Annotated in this window: 15 protein-coding genes and 2 pseudogenes; 5 read left to right on the top strand and 12 right to left on the bottom strand. The window is 60.2% G+C overall.

What is annotated here, in order from left to right:
* Nucleotides 1-17: 17 nt before the first annotated feature.
* Nucleotides 18-839, top strand: coding sequence for a rhodanese-like domain-containing protein (locus J2X71_RS06740; protein WP_310380366.1), 822 nt, complete (start codon nt 18-20; stop codon nt 837-839).
* Between the two features lie 247 nt (nt 840-1,086).
* Here J2X71_RS06740 and J2X71_RS06735 read toward each other — a convergent pair whose 3' ends face one another.
* On the bottom strand, nt 1,087-2,931 hold the full coding sequence (locus J2X71_RS06735) for an ABC transporter ATP-binding protein (protein ID WP_310380364.1): 1,845 nt from the start codon (nt 2,929-2,931) through the stop codon (nt 1,087-1,089).
* 172 nt (nt 2,932-3,103) lie between these two features.
* Here J2X71_RS06735 and J2X71_RS06730 point away from each other — a divergent pair, with 172 nt between their 5' ends.
* Nucleotides 3,104-4,108 (top strand): D-cysteine desulfhydrase family protein, encoded by a 1,005-nt coding sequence (locus tag J2X71_RS06730; RefSeq protein WP_310380362.1) that lies wholly within the window; start codon nt 3,104-3,106, stop codon nt 4,106-4,108.
* A gap of 160 nt (nt 4,109-4,268) precedes the next feature.
* On the opposite strand, the pseudogene J2X71_RS06725 reads toward J2X71_RS06730, so the two are convergent.
* The 5 genes and pseudogenes from J2X71_RS06725 to J2X71_RS06705 form a co-directional block, all read right to left on the bottom strand.
* Nucleotides 4,269-4,589: pseudogene (locus tag J2X71_RS06725) on the bottom strand (DDE-type integrase/transposase/recombinase); the annotation flags it as partial.
* A gap of 199 nt (nt 4,590-4,788) precedes the next feature.
* The gene (locus J2X71_RS06720; protein WP_310380360.1) at nt 4,789-7,158 is read right to left on the bottom strand and encodes a hypothetical protein; all 2,370 of its coding nucleotides are present in this window, start codon (nt 7,156-7,158) and stop codon (nt 4,789-4,791) included.
* A gap of 13 nt (nt 7,159-7,171) precedes the next feature.
* Complete coding sequence (locus J2X71_RS06715; protein WP_310380358.1) at nt 7,172-7,942, bottom strand: ABC transporter permease; 771 nt, start codon at nt 7,940-7,942, stop codon at nt 7,172-7,174.
* Nucleotides 7,943-7,952: 10 nt separating this feature from the next.
* Complete coding sequence (locus J2X71_RS06710; protein ID WP_310380356.1) at nt 7,953-8,948, bottom strand: ABC transporter substrate-binding protein; 996 nt, start codon at nt 8,946-8,948, stop codon at nt 7,953-7,955.
* A gap of 13 nt (nt 8,949-8,961) precedes the next feature.
* Nucleotides 8,962-9,717, bottom strand: coding sequence for an ABC transporter ATP-binding protein (locus J2X71_RS06705; protein WP_310380354.1), 756 nt, complete (start codon nt 9,715-9,717; stop codon nt 8,962-8,964).
* Between the two features lie 246 nt (nt 9,718-9,963).
* Here J2X71_RS06705 and J2X71_RS06700 point away from each other — a divergent pair, with 246 nt between their 5' ends.
* The 3 genes and pseudogenes from J2X71_RS06700 to J2X71_RS06690 all read left to right on the top strand — a co-directional run.
* Nucleotides 9,964-10,656: a GntR family transcriptional regulator gene (locus J2X71_RS06700; RefSeq protein WP_310382155.1), complete on the top strand. Its 693-nt coding sequence runs from the start codon at nt 9,964-9,966 to the stop codon at nt 10,654-10,656.
* A gap of 139 nt (nt 10,657-10,795) precedes the next feature.
* Nucleotides 10,796-10,978, top strand: coding sequence for a type II toxin-antitoxin system ParD family antitoxin (locus J2X71_RS38070; protein WP_405049686.1), 183 nt, complete (start codon nt 10,796-10,798; stop codon nt 10,976-10,978).
* Between the two features lie 225 nt (nt 10,979-11,203).
* A pseudogene (locus J2X71_RS06690) lies at nt 11,204-11,530 on the top strand (4Fe-4S dicluster domain-containing protein); the annotation flags it as partial.
* 124 nt (nt 11,531-11,654) lie between these two features.
* On the opposite strand, the gene J2X71_RS06685 reads toward J2X71_RS06690, so the two are convergent.
* The 6 genes from J2X71_RS06685 to J2X71_RS06660 form a co-directional block, all read right to left on the bottom strand.
* Complete coding sequence (locus J2X71_RS06685; protein WP_310380352.1) at nt 11,655-12,167, bottom strand: VOC family protein; 513 nt, start codon at nt 12,165-12,167, stop codon at nt 11,655-11,657.
* A gap of 102 nt (nt 12,168-12,269) precedes the next feature.
* Nucleotides 12,270-14,780: an ATP-binding cassette domain-containing protein gene (locus J2X71_RS06680; RefSeq protein WP_310380350.1), complete on the bottom strand. Its 2,511-nt coding sequence runs from the start codon at nt 14,778-14,780 to the stop codon at nt 12,270-12,272.
* 63 nt (nt 14,781-14,843) lie between these two features.
* A complete protein-coding gene (locus J2X71_RS06675; RefSeq protein ID WP_113320217.1) occupies nt 14,844-15,911 on the bottom strand; it encodes a substrate-binding domain-containing protein in 1,068 nt (355 codons plus the stop codon).
* Nucleotides 15,908-16,882 carry an ABC transporter permease gene (locus J2X71_RS06670; RefSeq protein WP_310380345.1) on the bottom strand — a complete coding sequence of 325 codons (975 nt, stop codon included), beginning with the start codon at nt 16,880-16,882 and terminating at the stop codon, nt 15,908-15,910. Before J2X71_RS06670 ends, J2X71_RS06675 begins: the two co-directional genes overlap by 4 nt.
* A 420-nt stretch (nt 16,883-17,302) precedes the next feature.
* A complete protein-coding gene (locus tag J2X71_RS06665; protein WP_310380343.1) occupies nt 17,303-17,587 on the bottom strand; it encodes a YciI family protein in 285 nt (94 codons plus the stop codon).
* Between the two features lie 196 nt (nt 17,588-17,783).
* The gene (locus J2X71_RS06660) at nt 17,784-18,848 is read right to left on the bottom strand and encodes a maleylacetate reductase (RefSeq protein WP_310380342.1); all 1,065 of its coding nucleotides are present in this window, start codon (nt 18,846-18,848) and stop codon (nt 17,784-17,786) included.
* Between the last annotated feature and the right edge of the window lie 6 nt (nt 18,849-18,854).

Here is an 18,854-nt window from a genome sequence, read left to right as displayed (position 1 = left end):
AAGGAAAGGACCCGGTCATGATCATCACCGCCGAAGAACTGCTGAAGGCGCTACCGCAAGGACAACTTGTCCCAGTCGACGTTCGCCCCGAAGCCGCCTGGCGCGAAAAGACGCTGCCAGGCGCCATTAATCTCAACGTCTACGACTACTTCATTCCCCAAAGCGATGAGACGGGGATAAGAGGCATGGCGGCGGGCGCGCGCGAGGCCTTCGAACGGCTCGGCATCGGTCAGGGACGCGTTCCAGTCTTCTTCGAGGAACAGACCGGCATGATTTCGCCGCGCGGCCTCTGGTTTCATGAACTGGCCGGATTCGATGGCGGCCTCGTTCTCGACGGCGGTATCCAGGCATGGGAGGCAATCGGTGGTGAGGTCGCACCGGCGACCGGCGCCACCGACGCCATCCGGCAGTCGGATACCTCTCCGAATGGGTTTCGGCGCGAGCTTGTCGCCTCGACCGACGAGGTTCTCGGCCATTCGGACCGCAACACCGAAATTTTCGACGTCCGACGGCAGTCGGAATTCGAAGGTACCTTCGTGCATCCGTGCTGCGCCCGTCCCGGCCGCATTCCGCATTCGCATTTCGCCTTCTACGAGGACATGCTGCGCGACGGCAAATATCGCCCCGCCTCTGAGATCCGCGAAATCGCCAAGGCCGCCGGCCTGACGCCGGATCGCCAGATCATCACCTATTGCCACCGCGGCGCCCGGGCCGCCACCGCGCTCTACGGCCTCAGGCTCGCCGGCTTCGACAAGGTGAAGATCTATACCGGCTCCTGGCACGAATGGGCCGGCAATGCTGCCCTGCCGATCGAGATCGGACCCGCCGAAGAGGTTTAAAGCCAGCTCTGGATTTCGATCGGGCTGCCGTCCTGAACCAGAGGCGGAATGGCGACGGATCGACAGACGGCTTGTCGCCGATGGCGATCTGCGCCAGCAGCTCTCCGCTCGCCGGCCCGATCCCGAAACCCGTCCGGCATGGAGCAGTTTTGCTGCAATCGGCGCGCCTATCCCCCGCGAAGCGCCACTGAACATCGCCACCCGGCAGGTTGCTGGACATCGTTCTGCCCCTCCAACCTGTCAGATTTTACGCGGCAACCGCAGCAGTGCCCCATTCGTCGCCCCAGACCTGCACCCTATGTCCAGGAGAGACTTCGAGATAGTCCCGCTTCGGGACCACGTAGGAAGTCGGCCGGATCGGGCTCTTGATCTCGTCGTTGCTGAGGCCCCGCCGGATACCGCGGCGCGACGGATCAGGAACCGGAACCGCCGCCAGAAGCCGCTTCGTATAGGGATGTTGCGGGTTTTCGAAGATCGACTGGCGCGGCCCGATCTCGACGATCTCGCCGAGATACATGACGGCCACCCGGTGGCTCATCCGCTCCACCACGGCCATGTCGTGGGAGATGAACAGATAGGCGAGACCGAGGCTTTCCTGCAGGTCGAGCATCAGATTGATGACCTGCGCTTTTATCGAGACGTCGAGCGCCGAGACGGCCTCGTCGGCCACGATGATCTGTGGCGCCATGGCGAGCGCTCGGGCGATGCAGAGGCGCTGGCGCTGGCCGCCGGAAAATTCATGCGGGTAGCGGCTTGCCATATCCGGCTGCAGGCCGACCTTGAACATCAGGTCTGCGACCCCGTCTCGCGCGTCGCCCTTGCCAGACGCAATGCCGTGGGCCAGCAGGGGTTCCGCGACCGCATCGCCGACGTTTATGCGCGGGTTGAGGCTGGCGAACGGATCCTGGAAGATCATCTGGATATGCCGCCGCATGGCACGCATTTCCGCGCCCTTGAGATCAAGGATCTCCTTGCCGTCGAGCTTGACCGAGCCGGAATTGGCGTCCAGCAGCCGCATGATCGTGCGTCCGGTCGTCGACTTGCCGCAGCCGGATTCCCCGACAAGCGCCAACGTTTCGCCGGCTTTCAGATCGAAGGACAGGTCTTCTACCGCATGCACGCGTCCCGACGTCGCCCCGAGAAAACCTGCGCCGACATCGAACCGGGTTACGAGATTGCGCACCTGGAGAAGTGGGAGCGGTTTGACGGAGACGGTATCGGCAACCGGAGGCATATCGACCGGCACGCCGCTTTCGACATCGATCAGCGGGAAACGCGCCGGGCCGGATGCGCCCTGCATGGAGCCGAGTTTCGGCACGGCGGAAAGAAGCGCCTTCGTATAGGCGCGCTGCGGTTGATCGAAGATCGCTTCCGTCTCACCGCGTTCGATCGCCTCGCCCTTGTACATGACGAGCGTCCGGTCGGCGATCTCGGCGACGACGCCCATGTCATGGGTGATGAAGAGAACGGCCATGCCATCTTCTTCCTGCAAGAGCTTGATGAGTTCCAAAATCTGCGCCTGGATCGTTACGTCGAGGGCCGTCGTCGGCTCATCGGCGATCAAGAGCCGTGGCCGGCAGGCGAGTGCCATGGCGATCATGATGCGTTGGCGCATGCCGCCGGAGAGCTGGTGCGGATATTCCGTGAGCCGCGTGCGGGCGGAAGGGATACGCACCTTCTCGAGAAGCCCGAGCGTCTCCTTTGCCGCATCCCGGAAAGGCAGGCCGCGATGGGCAACCAGCACTTCCGATATCTGGTCACCGACAGTCAAAGACGGATTGAGGCTGGTCATTGGCTCCTGAAAGATCATGGCGATACGGTTGCCGCGGATATTGCGCATCTGCCGCTCCGGCAGCGTCAAAAGCTCCTGCCCTTCCAGCCTCACCGAACCCTCGATCCGGCAGTTGTCCTGTCCGTAAAGCCGCATGATCGACAATGCTGTAACGCTCTTGCCGGAGCCCGACTCGCCGACCAGCGCCAGCGTTTCGCCGGCAGAGACATCGAAGGACACTTCGCGGACGACTGGCAGCCAGACACCCTTGCGCCGGAACGAGGTTTTCAGGCCAGAAACGGTCATTACAGGTTCGGTCATGTCCATTCCTTTCATCGCGAAAAGGCACCCGCATGCCCGTGCCTCAATATCTTGAATGCCACAAATAAAAGCATCTTGCCAGGGTCGATATAGGATATATTATATATCATGATCTGGCGGAACCGTCCTTTGCGGGGCGGTCCGCTTCGGCAGCGATGAAGGAATTCCGCAGATGAAGCTCGAAGAACTCCCCCGGCTCTCCCTCGGCTACCTGCCGACCCCGATCGAACCGATGGAGCGCCTCGGCGCCGAAATCGGCATATCCCTGTCGGTTAAACGGGACGATTTCACCGGTTTCGGCGGTGGCGGCAACAAGGTCCGCAAGCTGGAGTACCTGATGGCGGATGCCGTCGCGCAGGAGGTCAAGGTGCTGATCACCACCGGCGGACACCAGTCGAACCATGCGCGCATGACGGCCGCCGCCGCCCGCAAGTTCGGGATGAAGCCGATCCTCGTGCTGCGCGGCAATCGTCCGGACCAGTATCAGGGCAATCTTCTGCTGGATCATCTGTTCGGCGCCGAGATCGATTTCCTCGATCCGGATGCCTATTTCACCGAAATCAACCCGCGCATGGATCACCATGCCGCGGAAGCAGAAGCCCGCGGTGAAAAGCCCTATATCATCCCGCTCGGTGGCGCGAGCGCGCTTGGCGCGATGGGCTACGTCAATGCCGTCAAGGAACTCTCGGAACAGTATATGGCCGTCGGCACGCCGGCACCGCAATATCTCGTCGCTCCCGTCGGTTCCGGCGGCACGCTGGCAGGCCTTCACATCGGCTGCTCGCTCTATTGGCCGAACACGGAAGTGGTCGGCATTGCCGTCACCGGCAGCGCCGTTCCCTTCAGTGACCGCATCGCCGCGATGGCGAACGCCGGCGCCGCACTTCTTGATCTGAAGAAACGCTGGACTGGCGCCGACATCCGCATCGAGAACGACTATATCGGTCCTGGCTATTCAATCCCCTCGGAGGCGGGCAATGCGGCGATAAAGCTCGCCGGCAACCGCGAAGGCATGCTCCTCGATCCTGTCTATACCGGAAAGGCCTTCGCCGGCATCATGGGATGTGTCGAGAACGGTTCCATCGCCAAGAGCAGCTCGGTGCTGTTCATCCATTGCGGCGGCTCCCCGGCGCTCTTCCCCTACGCAAGACTTCTGACCAGCGATCTGGCGGGCTGAATGCATGGTCCAGCGACCTCTGCCTGCTTGAAGAAGAAACGGGCAAGACGTTCTTACGCCGGGGGAGCCCTTCACGTCCGCCATCGAATACATCGGGTCTCTGACGGGCTCTGTTGCAAATTTCCATCATGGTTATGAAGGCGGTTGGTTGAGGCTTCGATTACCTGGCAGCCTCGCGGTTTTCGAGATTCCTGGCGAGCAGTGCTACCGCCTTTGTTAGCCCGCTCGATCCAATCCCGAAAGCACGTTCAACGATGCGTGCTTCTCCACGGATGTCGCCCGTCAGGTTGAAAATCGCAGCCTGTCCTTTGCGCAAAGCGCGCATGACCTCGAAACCTTTGATCGTCGCATAGGCCGTTTTCAGCGTCTTGAATCCTCTCACCGGTTTGATCAGTTGCTACAGCTTGCCGTGATCGGCCTCAACGACGTTGTTCAGATATTTGACCTGCCGGTGCACGAGCTCTACAGGACATTTGCTTTCGGCGCCGAATGGCCTTTGGTTCTCGCTAGAGGCCTTACAATGCCGGAAAGTTGATTGTGGGCGTTACAACTGCATTGCTTGGAACACACGCCCCGCCCTAAACGAAGTCCCATTCCGGTTGGTCACGGTTTGCGGGCCAACCAGGTGGACGCCCGCTCACTTAGCCGAACTTCGGGACTGACGGTTGCTCAGTCTCAGTTCAGGCGGTCATGAATAGCGGTGACGTCCAAATGCGGGATTGATCCCTCTGTCTCGCTGTCAGGAAAAGCGGGTGTTCGGGCCCGTCGTTCAATGGAAGTCCTGCAAGCGGGATCTCACCCAAGAGGTCGCGCGGAAGAGGGTGATCGGTGACGCGCTCCAACAGAAGGCGCAATTCAACACCGGCAAGATCGACCGAGATGGAGCCCTGTGCGATCAGCTCGTTTCCGCTTGCCTCCAGCGACACTTCGGGGGCATGGAGATGCGGCGGCGGCTGGAGCGGATCTCCGATCTTGCTGTAGCCATGGAGCTTCACGGCAATAGCGATGCGCGCGTCGCGAAGGTCGGAAAGCTCAAGTTCGATCCCGTCGACGTCTCCATGCGTTGCCGTCCTAAAGCCGAGCGTGCCGAGCCCAGTGCGCCACACGCTTTGTTCGGGATGATCGAAACCGATCCCGTGCACATCCAGAAGCGCTGCACCGGTCACAACCACCTCCCCGCTCCAATAGGCAGCGCGATAGCGATCCTTGATCCGTGCGCCACCGAAGCGAATGCGCACTCTCCGCGCGCTGAAGCCCGCTTCGGCATGAAGATCGCGACGCCATACGACGCAATCTCCGTCAAAGAGCTGAACCTCCTCCCATCCGGCATCGCCGAGCAGGCGGTAAGAGAGCGGCTCTTTGGATTCGGCGCTGAATACCTCGCCCATAAAATGCCTGCCTTGCGACAGAACGGCGAAACTACGTTCGCCAGTCGTGGCAAAAGTGCGCCTCGCCCGAAGCGCGCTCCCGACGCCGGCTCGGTCGAAGCGGTCGGCGATGACGCCGGTGAGCCCGCCGCGCGCGCCGAAAGCTCCGGTGGCCGGCGCACCACCGCCGCAGCGGCCCTGGTGTTCGTCGCTCGCAGCGGAAGCGCCGACCCTGTACCCGCGTGCCAGGGCTTCGGTGTAAAGCCAATGAAATTGTCCCCAGGCGGAACCGACCTCGATCAGTCGTTCCAGCTCCGGATGGTTCCAGTCCAGAATGCAGCGCCTGCCACCCACATGCGGGATTAGCAAATGGCCTTCCGGATCATCCTCATAGGCGGCATAGAGCCTGTCGACGGGCCATATCCCAGGACGGATCGCGCCCGCCGTCGTCTCATTCCATTCGAAAGAGCGAAGGGAATGCCCCTTCTCGTCGAACGGAAACCGGGGCTTGCCGTCGCGCAGAAAGACGACGTTGCGGTCGCCGCCGGCAGCGGAGTTGCCGCACCATTCGGTGCCCGGGTAGCAGACAAAACGACCGGGCTCGTTGAGATCGTGGATGATCTCCACCGCCTTGTCCCAATTCGCCTCGGTGATGTTGAAGTCGTTGACGGTATAGCCCACCACGTCAAGCCCGGCGATGTCGCGCCCGTAGGTGAGATTGTAGGTCGCGTCATTGGTGCCGACAGTGTCGTCGGAATGGACGTGCAGATCCGCATAGAGAGGGCGCAAGGCGCCGTCTTCCCCCTGGACATAGGCGACGCCCGCGGCGACGAAGGGTTCGCCGTTCAGCCGTGCTTCCAGTTTCCACTCGCCGGCGTCGGCGAAGGAAAGGCCGGAGATCCGCGCGAATGTCCAGCCTTCCGCGGCGAGTGCCACTGGCTCCGTTGTTTGCGTGCCATCCGGGGCGGTCATGACGAGCGAGCCCTGCAGGTCGCGACCGCGGCAAGTGTTTCCCCATATATCGTCGACGCGCACGATAGCGTCGAAGATTTGACCGAGGCCAACCAGCCGCGGCGCGATGACCTGAAGCGCATACGGCTCGCCGGCCGCGATTTCCAGAGTGCAGTCGCCTGGAACTTCTGCAAATTTCGAGCTGCCGAGCGGATCGACGAACAGCCGGAAACGGAACGCCTTCTCCACGAAAGTCTGCACCCGCGTGCCGGCGCCGCCCTGCCGCCGATCGCCCAGGCGGATGACGATCTTGTCGCCGGGATTGAGATAGCCGTCGACGACGTCAATGATGACAGCTTTTTGGAAGGGACGCTCGTGTCCCTTTTGATCGAAACGCACCTTCAATGCTTGAATCGTGCCTGGGCTTTGCCCCGAAACCAGAGGGCCGGCGTGGTATTCGGCGGAGACATAGTTGGCGCCCGTCGGCTTCGTTGTCTGGAACAGCGCCCAGTCGGAATAGAACTTGAAGGCGAGCTTCAGCCACGCGCCGTCGGCGAGGCCGACAGCGCCGACCTCATAAGTGAGCTCCAGTTCGGTCCACTCGCCCGCCGTCAACACCTGCCTCTGGCAGGTCAGACGGCCGAGAAAGGGCAGAGTATCGAAATGACCGGCAAGCCCCTTCGGAGAATGAACGGTGGTTTGAAAAGTCCGATGCGGCAAAATCTCTGTCATGGGGAATGTCCGTTTATTGTCCGCGCCAGCCTTCGTAGTGGCGCTCTATCCGTCGAAACACGAGACTCTCCATGAGCCACGCCGTGAGCCCGATCAGGGCGATGCCGAGAAGCACCTGCGCCGAGTTGCCCAGCTGCCCGCCCATGGCGACCATCCAGCCGATCCCTTCGGATGCTCCGATCATCTCTGCCGCCACAAGCGCACGCCACGCCTGGGAAAATCCGATGCGCAATGCGGCAGTCAGGAACGGGAGAGAGGCAGGAAGATATACATGAGCCAGCAATTGCAGCCGCTTGGCACCCAAAATGCGCGCCGCTCGCACTTCGCCACTGCTGATGGAGAGCACGCCCTCCTGAATCGTCAGGGCCATTGGAAAGGCCGATGCGATGAATATGACGACGGCAATGGACAGATACCCAAGGCCGAAGAAAATCAGTGACAGCGGCGCCCAGGCAATCGGCGGGATAGCCATGAAGAGGCCGACCAGAGGCTGGACGAATTCACGGAAAGGCCGCCAGAGTCCGGCGGATACACCGATTAGCACAGCAGCCATGACGGCCGCTCCGAAGCCGCCGAATTCCCGCAACAAGCTCGCCATGACCTGGCGGCCCAACTCGCCCGACCGGATCCAGCGAAACCCTTCGGCCGCCACGTCCCATGGCTGCGGCAGCACATAGGAGGGAACGCGGCTTGCCGCGATGCACCACACGACAAGCAGGAACGGGAGCGCTGCCCAGCGCCAGGACGGTTGCGGAAAATGCAGCCGCGCTGCCAACTTCTTCATTGATCGGATCTCATCGTTGCGCGGCCGCTTTGACGGCGAAGCTGTCATCAATGATATCGTCGACATTCAAACGCTTATCGAGAAAGCCGAGGGCGACGGAATAATCGATGAGCCTCTGGATGAACGCACGATCGGAAGGCTCGATTTCGGCCGACCACCCAAGGCGCTTCCTTGCCTCCACGACGATCGCTTCCGGCGGAACGACACTTCCGTCCGCGGCCGTCAGAGATTCCAGCTTAAAGCTCCGGGCAATGATCCGGTCGGCCTCCTCGGGGTTCTCCCGCAGAAAGACGATGGCCTTCGAATTCGCCCGCAACAGCTTCACCAGATCCTCCGGTCGCTCCTTCAGCGTCTTGGCAGGCGCGGCGATGACGTACCAGGGATAGCCGGGCAGAGCTTCGTTCACGTCAAAGACGACGCGACCTGCACCACGGAGCAACGATTGGCTGATGAAAGGCTCCCACAAGAAGGCTGCATCGACGACACCGGTATCGAGAGCAGCGTTCATGTTGCCCACGGGCATTTGCGACAGCGCAAGATCCGTGTCCGGGCTGAGGCCGGCGGCCTCCTTCAGGACGTAGCCACGCAGCAGCACATCCATGCCGCTGCCCCTGTTGACGCCGGCAAGCCTTTTGCCTTTAAGGTCGGAAAGCGCGTGGATGGAGCCGTCCGTCCTCGTGATCAGCGCTGCCTGACCATAATTGACCTTGGCGATGATTTTGGCATCGAGACCACGCGCTGCCCATTGATAGACCGGCGGCGCACCGATATAGGCCACGTCGATTTCGCCTCCAGCCACCGCCTGCTGGATGACCGGACCATCGCCAAAACCCTTGAGTTCGACGTTCAATCCCTCTTCCCGAAAATAGCCTTTCTCCTCGGCGATCAGCGCAGGCGCGTTCGCCATGGCTTGGACCCAGCCAATGCGAAGCGGCTGCGGGTCCCCGGCGTGGGCAGGCAAAGCCGCCGCAAGTGCGAGAAGAAGTGCAGGTAGAATGCGTTTCATCGGATGATCCCCTTCACGTAACGGGTTGATTGTCGGCCGTGACCTTGGCTATTTCCTCGCAGAGCCGTTCGCGCAGTTGTGCGAATAAAGGATTGGCTCTCGTGCCACGCTGGTCGCGAGGACGCGGCAGATCGATCGGCACTTCGGCGGTGATGCCTGCCGGCGGCAGCCCAAGGACGAGAACCCGGTCGGCGAGATAGATCGCTTCGTCGATGTCATGGGTGATGAACAGCACGGTTTTTCCCAAGCCTGACCAAATGCGAAGCAATTCGTCATTGAGAGAGGCGCGCGTCATCGCGTCGAGCGCCGCAAATGGTTCGTCCATGAGCAGTAGGCGCGGCTCAAGCGCCAGCGAGCGCGCTAGCGCAACCCGTTGACGCTGGCCGCCCGACAATCGGTGAGGTGGCTCATGCGCCTGCTCTTCCAAGCCGACAAGCCGCAGAAAATGCAGCGCGAGGGCTCGCTGCTCTTGGGACGATCCACGGCGATTCATGCGTAGGCCGAAGCGGACGTTTTCGAGGACGCTCAGCCAAGGGAAGAGATTTGGCGACTGGAATACATATCCGAGAACCGGATGCTCCGGCGCAACAGGCGCACCGTCTATGGTGATATGCCCCGATTGCGGGCGCAGGAAACCGGAAAGAAGATTGAGGAGCGTTGACTTGCCACAACCGGACGGACCGAGGATTGCCACGAATTCTCCCGGCCGAGCTTTCAGCGAAAACCGTTCGAATACGCCGCGTCGGCTTTCGGGATAGGCGAAAGCCATGCCGTCCACCGAGAACGCGGCGCCGGATGAAATCTGCCGTGGTGTAGATCGAGATGCCATGTTGCCTGAGGATGACCCTGGATTGGAGTTGCCCCAAAATTTAATACATTATAATACAGGCTATCAACGTGAAGAGTTCCCCTTGTCTGGCGACTAAAGGGAACGCTATTCCAAAGCTTTGCTGCTTCGTGGTCTTTTCGACCCAATGGAAGATAGATGAGTCTGATACGGAACAACCCGGTGGCGATGTATCTGCAGATCGCCGACCGCCTTCGTGGCGAGATCACCGAAGGGGCCTACGAACCCTCCGGACGGCTCCCGTCAGAATCGCAGACCATGTCCCGCTTCAATGTCAGCCGCGTTACCGTCCGGCTGGCGCTCGAACAGCTCGACAAGGACGGGCTGATCGAGCGTCGGAAAGGCAAAGGCACTTTCGTAGCAGGCAAGCAGGTGCGCCACCGGATCGATACGCTGCGTAGCTTTCATGAGTCGCTGAAAGTCCAGGGCTTCGATACCACCATGCGAATCGTTGAACTGACCGCCATTGAAACACCACCTGCCTTCATCCCGCTATTCGGAACGAAATGCGCACTTTTAGAACGGCTTCATGTCGTGAATGATGAACCAATTGCGTTGGGCCGAAGCCTGTTGCCGACCTTCATATTGGAGCTAGAACCAGCGGTCGCAGAACAGCAACCGACTTATGCACTCCTCAAAGACAAAGCCGGCACCGACATTGTCTCCGCTGAGATTGCGATCGGGGCGCGTGCTGTCTCGCCTCGGATCACGTCGCTGATCGGAGCGACGGAAAATACCGTCCTGCTCGTGCTCGAACGAACCTCCTATTTCGATAACGGCGTCTGCGCCGAAAAGTCTGAATTCTTTATTCGGCCGGAGCGCTATAAGTTTGTCCTCGGTAATCGAATCCTCGAGCGCTGATTGTTTGAGTACTTGCTCTTGATGAGACCAGAACCCAGAGCGCTGCCATTACGATTCTATCTGCAGGAGATTCTGCAGGAATAACGGGAGCTTGGCCTTTGTGGTAGGTCTAAGACATACTTGCCGCCGCGCAGCAATCATGTCTAACGTCTCAAAGGTCAGCATTGCAGTAACACCGCAGCAAGCTGAGCTTTTGCGCGATGCGGTCGAAAGCGGTGCTTATGCCAGCAGCAGCAGCGAAGTTGTACGCGAAGCCATGCGTGACTGGTCTGCGAAATGGGCTAGCCGGAAGGACGATATTGTGCATCTCCGCGAATTGTGAGCGCAGGGCAAAGCCAGCGGCGCGCCTCAAGCTATTAATTTCGAGGCAACCCACGGAAAAGCCCGTCAGAAACTGAACGCCGCTCGCCATCATGGCGGTTAAGCTCGTTTGGTCGCCTCAAGCCGAGGACGACGTCATCAATACTTATGTCGAGATAGGTCTTCACCAACCTCAAGCCCGCTGAACGCTATTATGAGCAGTTTAGGCAGAAAGTCGGCCTTTTGGCCGAAGGCCGATGGTGTCCTGACCTTCGACCGGCTGTCCTCGGTGTTCCTGTCGAACACCAATCACGAGGAAGACCAGCCGGTGCATCTCAAGGTCAAGGACATGGCGCTGCAGAAGTCGTCCGAGCACGACATCTATGCCGGTCCCTCGACCCGCTACTGTCCGGCCGGCGTTTGCGAATGGGTCGAGAAGGATGGCCAGGAAACCTACGTCATCAACGCCCAGAACTGCGTCCAATGCAAGACCTGCGACATCAAGGATCCCAACCAGAACATCAACTGGGTTCCGCCGCAGGGTGGCGAAGGGCCGGTCTATCCGAATATGTGACCGTTGCATCGACGCTGCCGCCAACCTGGCAGACGTCCGGTTCTTTGACAGTCACGCGAGGACAACATTCGCACTAGCACCGGCGCGCTTGACCCACCAACAACTCAACAGCTGGCGCCGAAGTTCACTTCCGCTCCACTCTCCATAACCGATCAGGCGAATTGCGCTCATAGCCGAGTTCCGCGAAGCTCGCGACTTCCAAAATCAACCCCCACGGGGCTCGGAAATAGATCCAATTGAATCCCGCCAATGGTCCGCTTTCAACTAAGTTGGGTCCATCCAGCATGTCGATGCCCTGCGCTCGCAATCGATTCGCGCACGCATGAACGTCGTCGACTTCAAAACAAAGATGCATGCCGCCGACCTCCGAGGATCGCTTCGGTCGGCTGTCTTCCTCGCCACTATATTCAAACAGCTCGATACTCGTCCCTTCGCCGCAACGCAGGAACACCAGATCGCGTATGGTCGATTGTGCGGATGCGCCCAGCTTTTTTGCCATGAAATCCTGGTCGACATCGAAGGGTCCGGTACGAAAGACCTCGATTGCACCGAAAACCGCCCGAAAGAAAGCAATGCCCTCTTCAATATCCGGCACCGTAATGCCGATGTGGTGCATGCCGTAGACCCTGCCCGTCATATGATAACCTTATCCAATTTGTTGAGCCGCTCGAAAATGCCGGACGTGCGTGTGCTGATAGAAACCGCGGCTTGCCATCAGTCGCGGAGGAGGTCGCCTCAGCTAGTGTGCTGTCCGCCTGCGGGCAGCCGAATAGATCAGCGCCGCGACGACAATCAGGATGCCCTGGAACAGATATTGATAGGTCTGCGTGAGACTGAGGAATGTCACCGCGCTCAGCACTTCCGTCAGCAGGACGGCACCGAGGACCGTGCCGATGAATGTTCCGCGACCACCCGTCAGGCTCGTACCACCGAGTACGACTGCCGTGATGCTGGACAAGGTGTAGTTGACGCCCTGGCGTGGATCGCCGACGCCGATCTGTGTCATCAGCATGAGTGCGCCGACGGCGGTCATCAGGGAGCAAGCGATATAGCCGCTGATATAGGTCAGATCGACACGAATGCCCATTCTGCGTGCGGATTCCTCGTTTGAACCGACCGCCCGCAAGCGCCAGCCAAGTCTCGATCGGCGCAGCGCGTATTCACCAATCAGCGTCACGACGACGAGGATGAGGAAGGCGACGGGAAGCGGCCCCCATTGCCAGTTGATCCAATCTGTGACGGTCGAGCTGATATAGCCGTCCGGGTTTTCGCGTAGCAGAAAGCTGAAACCCTGTATCGCGATATACATGGCAAGTGTTGCCGCAATCGGCGTAAAGTTCGCGTATCGGATCAAAACGCCATTCACGGCGCCCGTGACGAACGCACCCGTCAGCATGAGCAGAAATCCAATCAACATCATACCGCTCGACATATCCTCGGTGACGAAGAACGAGGCGACGACGACGAGAAAACCGGCAAGCGGGCCGACGGATAGGTCGATGCCGCCCATGAGCAGCGCGATCGTCTGTCCGAGGGCGATGAAGCCCAGCGCGGTCGACAGCAGGAGGATGTTGTAGATGTTGTAGATCGACAGAAAGTTGTCGTTCTGACCATTGACGAAAAGCCCGAGAAGAATAGTCACAAGCGCCAACGGCACGGCGGGCGCAATATCCGACTGCAGGAAATGGCGCAGCCCGTTCGGTGCGGTCCCCCCTGATATCGAACCGCTTTCGACATCGTGAGTTGCGGCCTTGACGGCCGCCGCGACGATGCGCTCTTCGGTGACATCATCACCGGTCAACGTTTCGACGACGTGACCGCGCGACATGACGATGACCTTATCGCACAGCCCCTCGAGCTCGACCGCATCGGATGAGTTGACGACAACAGGCGTTCCTGCCTCCGAGACGTCACGCAGGATACGATAGATCTCGAAGCGCGCGCCAACGTCCACACCCTGCGTCGGCTCGTCGGCAATGACAATGCCAGGCTCTGACAGGAGGGCGCGCGACATTACCACCTTTTGCTGATTGCCGCCGGACAAGGACATGATCGGTGCTTCGAGACCGGGAGCTTTGACTGCCAGCTCGCCGAAGATCGCGGTGACTTTTTCGTGCTCTCTCCTACTGTTCATGACGCCACTTGCGGCGAATTTCTCCAGCGCAGAGAAGGTGGCGTTTTCGCGCACCGTCAGGCCGCTCGCCACGCCTTCGAGATGTCTGTCAGACGGCATGAAGGCAGATTGACGCAACAGCGTCGGTTGATTGACGGCTTGCCCGTGAAGCGTGACCGCCCCCTCTGCTGTGTGCAGACCGGCAAGCGTGCGCATCAGCTCTGTCTGGCCGTTGCCGGAGACACCGGCGACGCCAATGATCTCGCCGCGCGCTACATCAAAACTTACATTGGTAAATCCGTGGCCGCTCAAACCCGCAACGGACAAACTGGCCTCACCGCCGACCCGCTTCGACTTTGGCGGAAAGGCAGCCTCCAGCGTGCGGCCGACGATGAGATTGACGAGCTCGGCATCGCTCGTGTCATCGACAAGTGCCGAACCGCGCACGCGCCCGTCTCGCATGACAGTAACGCGCTGGGCGATCTGGCGCAGCTCTGCCAGACGGTGGGTGATGTAGATCACCGAGGTGCCCGCCTTCACCGCCTTGCGGATAAGACCGAAGAGCATGTCAGTTGCCTCCTGGTCGAGGGAGGCCGTCGGCTCGTCAAGGATGAGGAGCTTCGGTTTCATTGCGAGCGCCTTGCCGATTTCGAGCAAATGCTTCTGCGCCACCGTCATCTGGCCGGCGCGCATGTGTAACGGTAGTGCCAATCCGACCGTGTCGAGCATCTCCCTTGCGACTTCGCTCATGGGCCTGCCGGAAAACATCGATGGCGGCAGGGCAACGCTCAGATTTTCGAGGATCGACAGGTCGTTGAGGATGGCGGGATGCTGGAAACAGATGGCAATGCCGATGGTGCTCGCGAACTCAGGCGTCATCTGCCTGATGCGCTCGCCCTCGAAGCTGATCTCGCCCTCGCTCGGTTGGAGCGTGCCGGCGATGATGTTCATCAATGTCGACTTGCCTGCACCGTTCTCACCGAGAATGGCATGGACTTCGCCCGGCCGGAATTCGACGCTCACGTCGCGAAGCGCGGCAACACCCCCAAAATATTTGTGGATTCCGGTCAGGCAGATCGTCTGGTCGGAACGGGTCGACAACGGTGTCGCGATTGCATTGATTTCTGCTGCAGCCATAGCTTGTCATCCGCTGGAAGAGAAAACCTGCCCGGAGCTCGGGCAGGTCCTGGATGTTTACGATTACTTTCCGACCGCCTTTGCCTGATCCTCGGCTGAAAGTTCGGAGGACAGGTAGATCGCGCCCGGAAGATCCTTGCGGCACTGCACCGCGCTTGGCTTGCCGGATACCGAATCCTCGAAGGCCGGTGCCTTGAAGACCTGTTCGCTCGGCGGCGTGCCGCCGGTGGCAAGCGCGACGGCCCATTGGACCGCGAGCCTGACATTGTCGTTGCCGGTTGCGACCGTGAAGAGCTTGAAGTCCGGATTGCTGTCCTTGTTGTCCTGCCAGAAGCAGCCGAGCGAATTGCCATCAGAGGTAGCAAGCGCCGGGATCGACTTCCCCTGTTTGGCAAAGAGCGGCAGCGCACCGACGAGAGAGGGACCGAAGTCGGAGATGATCACATCGATCTTCTGGTTCTTGGCGATTTCCGCCGTCAGTACCTTCTGTGTCAGCGCCGGATCCCAGTTGGTGACGGCGAAGGGCTCCTGATTGACGAACACATATTCGGGGCCAAGAACCTTCTTGAGGCCCTTGAGTTCATCGAGGCCCTGGCTGTTGCCGGCAGGCCCGGAGAGGAAGAGGAGGTTTCCGCCTTTCGGCAGGACGCTCTTGATCCAGTTGCCCCAGCTTTCGCCATCGTTTTCAAAGGATGCGCCGACGAATTTCGAATAATTCTGGCCATCCTTGCCGCCAACGGCGACGCGATAGGGCACGACGACCTTGCCGGATTTGAAGACGCTGGTAATGGCTGGAAGCACGGCCGGGCCTGCATCGCCAAAGACGACAAGCGCATCAAGACCCTTGGCCGCCATGCTCTTGATGTCGGAGATCGATTTCAACGTGTCGCCCTGACCGTCAGCATATTCGTACTTGGTGATGCTGGGGCAAAGATCCACGGTCTGCTTGCCGGAGGCCGTCGTGACCTGGCGCCAGCTGTTGCCGCCATAACCGTCCAGTAGTCCGAGCGTTGCCTTCTTCGGGCCGCACCAGGATGGGGCCTCGGCCTTGGCGATACCGGTAGTGGCGAATGCAGTGGTCGCGGCCACAACGGAAAGCGCCAGGTATTTCGAGAGAGATGCATGTTTCATGTTTTGTCCTCCACTTTTCTTGTCCCAGTCGTTGTCTTGCGGTTTACCGTCCAGCGGATCGAGTAAACACCGATGCCAAAACCCAGAGCCAAGGCCTGGATGATGGTTTGAGCTGAAAACGGCACCCCGACCGTCAGTGCGAATTGGCTCAATTGGTTGAGGAAAAATGCAGCGATGACCGTCGAGACGGGATAACCTCGCCCACCGAGAAGTGACGTACCGCCGAGAACCACGACAGCGACGGAGGGCAGCAGCAGGCTGTCCCCCTGAAAGGCGGTGGGTTCGCGGGTGATGCCGGCAATTAGTGTGCCGGCCATGCAATAGAGAAGCTGCGCATAGACATAGGCCATCATCTGGTGAATGCGCACGTTCAGGCCGGCAGCTCGTGCGGCAAGAGGATTGGCACCGATCGCCTCGAACCGTCGACCCGCCACCGTTTTCTTGAGCGCGAAGCTCACGAGCGCCATGCCCGCCAGCGCGAAGATGACCGAGTTTGGCAGGCCGAGACTTTCGCCGCCCGCGATCTCGGCCAGAAGGTTGGTGGTGATCGAGGGGACGCCGCCCGACACAGCAAAGACGACTGCGTAAAGCAGCGCATTGGTGCCGATCGTGGTGATGATCGCGTTCACCCTGAAGATGCTGACGAGAAGCCCGTTCAGGGAGCCGGCGACGAGCGAAATGCCAATCGACAGAAGGACTGCCTGATGGAGCAACGCATCGTTCTGCTGCGGAAAGTGGGTTGCGATGACGACGGCAAGCGACACCGCGCCAGGAAGGGAAAGGTCGAAGCCACCCTGCTGCACCACGAGCAACTGACCGAGACCGACAATGGCGATGATTGCCGCAAAGGGCAGGCTTCCCGAAAGCGCGCCCCAGGACAGGCTCGACGGCGCAAAGACCGCGCATACGAGAAGGAGAACGAGCGTCGAGAAGACGACGGTCACGAAGCTTCGTGCCAGCGGTATCGGCAAGATTGTCCCCCTTGGATGCTTGTTGGAAGCAATGGGAAAGGCGTTCGTCATCGAAGTCTGTCTTTCGCGCTGAATGTCATGGCTCCGCCGCCGAGCTCCCGGCAAAAACCGGAGGGCCCGTTCGGCAAATGTTCAAGAGAGGAGACCGACGTCAGGTATCCCGTTTCGGAAAAACCCAACTTATCGATGGGCCGGCCTTTGGCGGAGGTCGCAGTCGGCTAGGCCGTCGACGCGCTGACAGTGGGTGGGGCGGATTTCGCGATTCCTGGTACTCGACGTGAAATCCGCTGCAAATGCTCCCGGCTTCTGCGAGCCAGTCGCGGATCTCGTCCCAGTTGATTGTACCTGCCGCTTTCATTTTCCCTCCTCCTCAGAAAATCAGCTGCTGCCGGGACACGCGGGCATCCCGATGCGGTCATCTTAGCGATGGCCGCCGATCGTTGGCCGCCACTCGTAGATGGCGACGCTTGCATAGACGTCGTGGAGGACAAAGGGATCCTCCGCGCTGAAGCGATGCATTTCCTCCAGCGAACTGACGTCAGCCACGACAACTCCTCCGCTGCCTTCGCCGAATTCATCCACGATCGGTCCGGACTGGACGATGCCGACCCGACCGGACCGCAGATGGCGCTTGTGGTCCTCGAGATAGGTTTCGCGTTCGGCCGCCCTGCCGGGATTGGATAGTGCGACACGAACTGCAAGCATGACCTCTCCCTCCCTGGTAGCCAAATCGGCCCCCGTCTCCCGTCCAATTTCGGATATCGGAGACATCGCAACAGTGATGGTAACCGCACTCTGAGCAAAGGAAACAGTGGAATTATCCATTTTGGATTTCCGGATTTCCCTGCCCCCACTACGCAAAACTCCTCGTCGCGTCCAACGCTCCCGGATGGCGGCGAACCTATTTTGCCCGGGGTTCGTCGCCCCGGAAGGCGCGCTCGAGCAGGTCGGTCAGACCTTCCTTTTCCAGAGCACGCGGGTTCCAGTAAGCATTCGACATGGCTTGTTCGACGGCAGCTCCTACACTGCCTTGTGGCATGCCGAGCTCCTGCAGAGACATCGTCGCACCGAGCCGCCTCGAAAGATCAAAGAGTGCCTGGGCGGGATCGGCGGCACCAAGCTTGCCGCCGAGCATGTCCATCGCTGCTGGTGCGGCACTGGCATTGTAGGCGATGGCATGCGGCAATACGACGGTATGCATTGCTGCGTGCGGCAGGTTGAACATGCCGCCGAGCGTGTGGCAGAGCTTGTGGTGCAACGCCATTCCGACCGACCCGAGACAAATACCGCAGAGCCAGGCGCCATAGAGAGCATCCGAACGGGACATCCTGTCTCCAGGGTTCTGGCTGATCCCGGGCAAGGCGCGAACGATCGCATTGATCCCCTCCAGCGCCATCATCGAAATGATCGGGTTTGCCTCCCGGGCATAGAGTGCCTCGACCGCATGGGCAACCGCATTCATACCGCTCGTGACGGACATTGAAACCGGCAGGCTGAGCGTCAGGTCGACATCGTAGACGATGATTTCTGGAAGAATGCGAGGATCGGATCGCGTCACCTTTCGTCCACCCTCGGTTTCTCCAAGGATCGGCGTTGCCTCCGATCCGGCATAGGTGGTCGGAACAACAATCTGTGCAAGATCGGTACGATAGGCGATCGCCTTGCCGAGACCCGTCGTCGATCCGCCACCGATCGCCACCAGGCCATCAGCTCGGAGTGCCTCGACCTGTCGCATGGCGTCGGCCGTCACATTGGTCGGCGTATGCATGGTCGCCTTGGAATACATTCCGGCCACGCGCGTACCGAGATGAGCGGCGATATCCTGCGCCTGGCTTTCCTGTTCCGGTGTGGAGAGCACGAGCAGGCGTCTTGCACCGAGCCTATCGGCCTCCTCCGCAAGCCTTGAGATCGTGCCGCTGCCGAAAATGACGCGGCCGGGATTTCCGGTATAGACGAAGTGTTCCATGCCGGC

Source organism: Rhizobium sp. 1399, assembly GCF_031455475.1.
Taxonomy (GTDB): Bacteria; Pseudomonadota; Alphaproteobacteria; order Rhizobiales; family Rhizobiaceae; genus Rhizobium.
This window is presented reverse-complemented; position numbering and strand designations above follow the sequence as displayed.